The organism is uncultured Agitococcus sp. (assembly GCF_937920075.1).
Taxonomy (GTDB): domain Bacteria; phylum Pseudomonadota; class Gammaproteobacteria; order Pseudomonadales; family Moraxellaceae; genus Agitococcus.
Genome location: NZ_CALETI010000477.1, coordinates 1 through 4,810 on the forward strand (window position 1 = coordinate 1; position 4,810 = coordinate 4,810).

At 38.4% G+C, this 4,810-nt stretch carries 4 protein-coding genes; 1 reads left to right on the plus strand and 3 read right to left on the minus strand.

Annotation, left to right across the window (positions count from 1 at the left end):
• The 3 genes from ampE to Q0212_RS16265 all read right to left on the minus strand — a co-directional run.
• The coding region (ampE, locus tag Q0212_RS16255) for a regulatory signaling modulator protein AmpE (protein ID WP_297927475.1) at window positions 1-732 on the minus strand (732 nt) is incomplete at its 3' end.
• Window positions 729-1,295 carry a 1,6-anhydro-N-acetylmuramyl-L-alanine amidase AmpD gene (gene ampD / locus Q0212_RS16260; RefSeq protein ID WP_297927481.1) on the minus strand — a complete coding sequence of 189 codons (567 nt, stop codon included), beginning with the start codon at window positions 1,293-1,295 and terminating at the stop codon, window positions 729-731. The genes ampD and ampE, both read right to left, overlap by 4 nt.
• Complete coding sequence (locus Q0212_RS16265; RefSeq protein ID WP_297927477.1) at window positions 1,279-3,681, minus strand: DUF1631 domain-containing protein; 2,403 nt, start codon at window positions 3,679-3,681, stop codon at window positions 1,279-1,281. The genes ampD and Q0212_RS16265 overlap by 17 nt, the downstream gene beginning before the upstream one ends.
• 365 nt (window positions 3,682-4,046) lie before the next feature.
• Between Q0212_RS16265 and nadC the strand changes: the two genes are divergently transcribed.
• On the plus strand, window positions 4,047-4,810 hold a 764-nt coding region (gene nadC / locus Q0212_RS16270), incomplete at its 3' end, for a carboxylating nicotinate-nucleotide diphosphorylase (RefSeq protein ID WP_297927479.1).

Consider the following 4,810-nt stretch of genomic DNA (forward strand, 5'->3'; position numbering starts at 1 on the left):
TTCATAAGATGCTAGTGTTGCTAACCATGTATGTTCTGTTTGCAAAGTACTCGTTTCTGTCTCTGCTAAATGTGCCGACTGCTCTATTAAAGTTAAGGGCGAGACAGAGGTTTGATAGGTGTTAAGCAAATATTGCCAAACTGGCATAAATTGTCCAACTAAAGCAAAAGATAATGCCAAGGCTCGACTAGGTAACCAATTTAAATAACACAAGCTTTTTTCTGCTACATCTTTGAGCAATAAATTTTGCTCTTGTTCCTGACAAATACGGCAAGAATAATAAACAGACACCAATAACACGCCCCACGGCCCTAATAAAAAAATCCAAAACAATGGAGCAAATAATTCTTTTAAATAACTATTAAATAGTTGTAAACGAACCTGAGTCAATTGATCTTCGCTGACGTTGGCCTTTTGCAGACTTAATTGCCGAGCTTCACTTAATACGGTAGGCAAACGACGATCAATAAAAACAGATACTAAAATCACTGCTCCCCATAAAAACTGCCAAATAAAATGCGCTTTTTGTAAAAACAAGAACAAAACACCATAAATCATGACAGGCAATAATGACAAAGCTGCTAAAACAAGACTTGCTGATAAATTTTGTTTACTTGCCACATTCAACCATAAATCGCGCCACCAATATGAAGGTTTTGTTAGCAAATTACGCCAAGCTGGAGTTACCAACTCACGACTAATTAGTACTAACAACACTAAAATTAACTTCATAATTGACTCTCTTGGTCAAGCAAACGGCTTAACATTGACCAATCAAACGCAGGACCAGGATCAGTTTTTCGCTCAGGGGCAATATTGGAATGCCCTGTAATATGCTCAGCAATCGCTGGATAAGACTTTTTTAGACCACAAATAATCTTTGCCAGTTGTTGATATTGTACCTGTTCATAGGGGATTTCGTCCGCTCCCTCTAACTCAATTCCAATGGAAAAATCGTTACAATTTGCGCGGCCTTGATACAGGGATTGTCCTGCATGCCATGCGCGTGCTGTAAAAGGTACAAACTGCACTACTTCACCAGTACGACGAATCAATAGGTGAGCAGAAACTTGCAAATGAGCAATTTGAGCAAAATAAGGATGCTCATTAGGATTTAAACAATTAGTAAAAAGCTGCTCGATGTAGGAACCACCAAACTGACAAGGTGGCAAACTAATATTATGAACAACCACTAAAGATATTGGCGTATCTGGACGTTGATTAAAATTTGGGGAAGGACAACGGCGGGCTAGACTTAACCAACCGTCATCACTGATCTCAAGATTGCTGTTTATGTTGTTCGCCAAGGGTACGTAAGTTACCAATCACCGACTCCAATGCTTTATCTAAGACTTGTGCTTCTTCAATAATTCGTGCCCGACCTTGACTCATATCAACAGCTAATTTCATGGCACTCATTTCGGCAACTTTAATACCGCGCCTATTGGCAAAAATCAACTTATCAACGGAACGAATTCTCGCGACTAACTTATGACGATCACGACGATCAGTTTGAATAAACTCTACCCAACTACCGACATTAAGCTGATTCACTTTTTGCAAATGCTCATTATCGCTAGGTAAGGTTTCTGCTAATGCAGGTTGTAAACTATCACTCGGTAGCACAACAGCCGTTGCTTGATTTGCTTGACTATTATTAGCAATTTGCTCTGCAGAAATAGTACCTTGGCTAGGAGCTTCAGTCTTAGCCGCTTCTGGGTCTAAAACTGTGACTGTGGGCATGGCATGACCACCCATCAATTCATGATGAACATCCGCCAACTCTTTTAATAATGCTTCTGTTGCCAAGGCGTCATAATTAACCGCTGCTAAGCCTTTACGTAAACTATTCATGAGCTTAGGCGAAACATTTTTTAAACGAGCTATCCATTCTGCGCCTGGTTGTGGAATGACACTCCACACCACCGCATCAACGACTTTAACGGCTTGTTTCCACGGCTCTGATTCTGTACCTTCTTTTAGACAGTTGATATACAAGACGTGCTTCCATCCTTCTTGCAATAACTTAACAACAACTAAAGGTAACTGACGACCAGTCAGACGACGATTTAAGGTTTGTTGCACCATCGCGCGAGCCATATCTGCACGAGCACGGCCTTCTTCAGCTTCACGAGTACGTTTATCAATAGACTCTGTACGCTTTTGTTGTTGGTCATAAAAATCAGAAAATTCCTTTAATAAATCATCAAAAATACTTAAATCAGAAATAAATTCATTTAAGATTCTAAAAACAACTTCTTCAATTTTGGCGTATAAAGCATCGCCACCAGGATCTTTTTGGTTCCAACCAATACCTGCTTTAGCTAATAAATTCAGTAATTGACGAGCTTTATGTTTTTCTGCATTAAAGAACGATTTGTCAATAATCGCCACTTTTAACAATGGAATTTGTAAACGTCCCAACAAAGCTTTCATGGCTGTGGGTAAATCATCATCATCTAAAATGAAATCGAATAACATAGAAACAAGGTTGATAACATCTTCGTCAGCCTGACGCACCGCTTCAACTTTTTTCTCATCAGATTTTAAATTATTACGAATACCAGAACGTACATCAGCAACTGTTGGTGAGGAATCATCTTCGACTAATTTGGCTTTAGGTTGATTTTCTTGTAATTTTGATAATAAGCCTACTAATTGCTCTGTCGCTAATGCTTGTACTTTGGCTGTTTCAGCAATATTTTGCGGCACTAAAGGTACAGCAGCCACACTACCACCAACTGCTGACGCAGGTAACAAACCTACACCGCCACCGCCAACATATTCACCACCATGATAAGTAGCACCCGTAATAACTTCACCATTCGCAGCGGCTGGAATTGGCAACTCATTAGCAGATGGCCCTGAATTACCAATTTTGTGTACATCTTTTAAAAAGGTAAAAATATCTTCTGTATCTAACTTTTTCTCAGGCTCATCACCTTTTTCAGCTCTTTCTTTTTCTTCTTGCTCTTTACGAGCCATGACTTCATCGTAATCACTCTCTTTTTTTGCTGCATTACTAAATGTTGATTTTAGTTCAGGCAAAATACCTGCTTTAACTAAATATTGATTAGCTTCTTCTAAAATTGGCCATAACTGACTCAAAAATTCCTGTTGAAATACACGTAAAATCAATACTTTTTGAGAGACTTCTAACACTAAATGTTTAATTGAATTTTGAAAGTGTTGGGCTAAAGCACCTGTATCTAAGGGGAAATTTTTCTCAATTAAATTATAACTTGGTGCAATATGCAAAAAACGTTGACGCAGCAAACTATATAAATTGGCATAATCTAAACGAGTACGCGCCACCATACTATCGACAGTGACCGTGATCTCCATATCTTCACTATCCACTAAAGATAAAGAGTCAAAATCAAAACCACTTAAGCTAGGTGCTTTTTTACCAGACTCAATAGGTGGCTTAATATTAGGCAGTTGAACAAAACTCATGGTTAGTGCTTTGGAAAAGTCCATTTCAATTTGAGCACGCTCACGGCGCACAGCAATAATAATATCCATATAACGCTGCTGCTCAGCATCACTTAACCCTTGACACCACTGATACACAATTTCCTCAAGGCGAGTCATCATCGTATGTAATGTAGCGTTAATTTTGGGTTCAATAACTGTACGCAAACCTTCCAATACTGCGGGAAGCTTTTGTGGAGCACTCATCAGAATCGTTCCTGCTTTAATAATTTAATTCTTTGTAAACATAACTTATACTTTGTGATCTAATTCACAAAATAAAATAATCTTTTTTTAAATGTAGACACTGTATTTTTCTGTTTTGTATCCATCTTGTTTAAACAAGCGTTTATTGCAAGTTCATTTATGTACGATCTATTTTCAACCGACAATATGGATTTAGATGTACACACTGTTTTAACACAACAATGATCAATGCAACAGACAAACAGCTTATAATCCTTCTAATTTAACCATATCTAAACAATAGTTAAAGAGACAAAACAGTTTTTTTCATTGCTCTTAACGCCTATACTCTCAAATTATGTTCAAAACTTAAAGATGTTAGCGATATGATTTGTCAAACTTTACTCAATCAAGCCATTCAACAAAACATTCAACTGGCTTTAAGCGAAGATATTGGTGATGGAGACATCACCGCACAATTAATTCCTGCCAATAACTACGCAAAAGCACGCGTTATTACACGCGAACCAATGGTGTTAACTGGTCAACCTTGGGTTAATGCTTTATTTAAGCAATTAGATCCCTCCGTTGACATTGAGTGGTTAGCTCAAGAAGGTGATTTTTTGGCTGCTAATACACCTTTTTTGATATTAGCAGGCAATGCTCGTAGTTTATTAACTGGCGAACGCCCTGCACTCAACTTTATTCAAACCTTATCGGGAACTGCCACAAAAGTCCGTGAACTCGTTGGCCTTTTAGAAGGAACACAGACACAATTATTAGATACGCGCAAAACTTTACCCTGTTTGCGTATTGCACAAAAATATGCTGTTGGTGTTGGTGGAGGCAAAAACCACCGCTTAGGTTTATTTGATGCCTTTTTAATTAAAGAAAATCATATTATGGCTGCTGGTAGCATTACAGCCGCTATTACCCAAGCGCGGCAAATTGCTCCCAATAAACCTGTTGAGGTAGAAGTAGAGACTTTTGCCGAGTTGGAGGAAGCCTTAAACGCTCATGCTGATATTATTATGCTTGATAACTTTAGTAATGACGATATGCGTCGGGCGGTTATTCATACCGCTGGTCGTGCAAAACTCGAAGCTTCGGGGAATATTACTAAGGTAAATTTACGAGAAGTAGCAGAAAC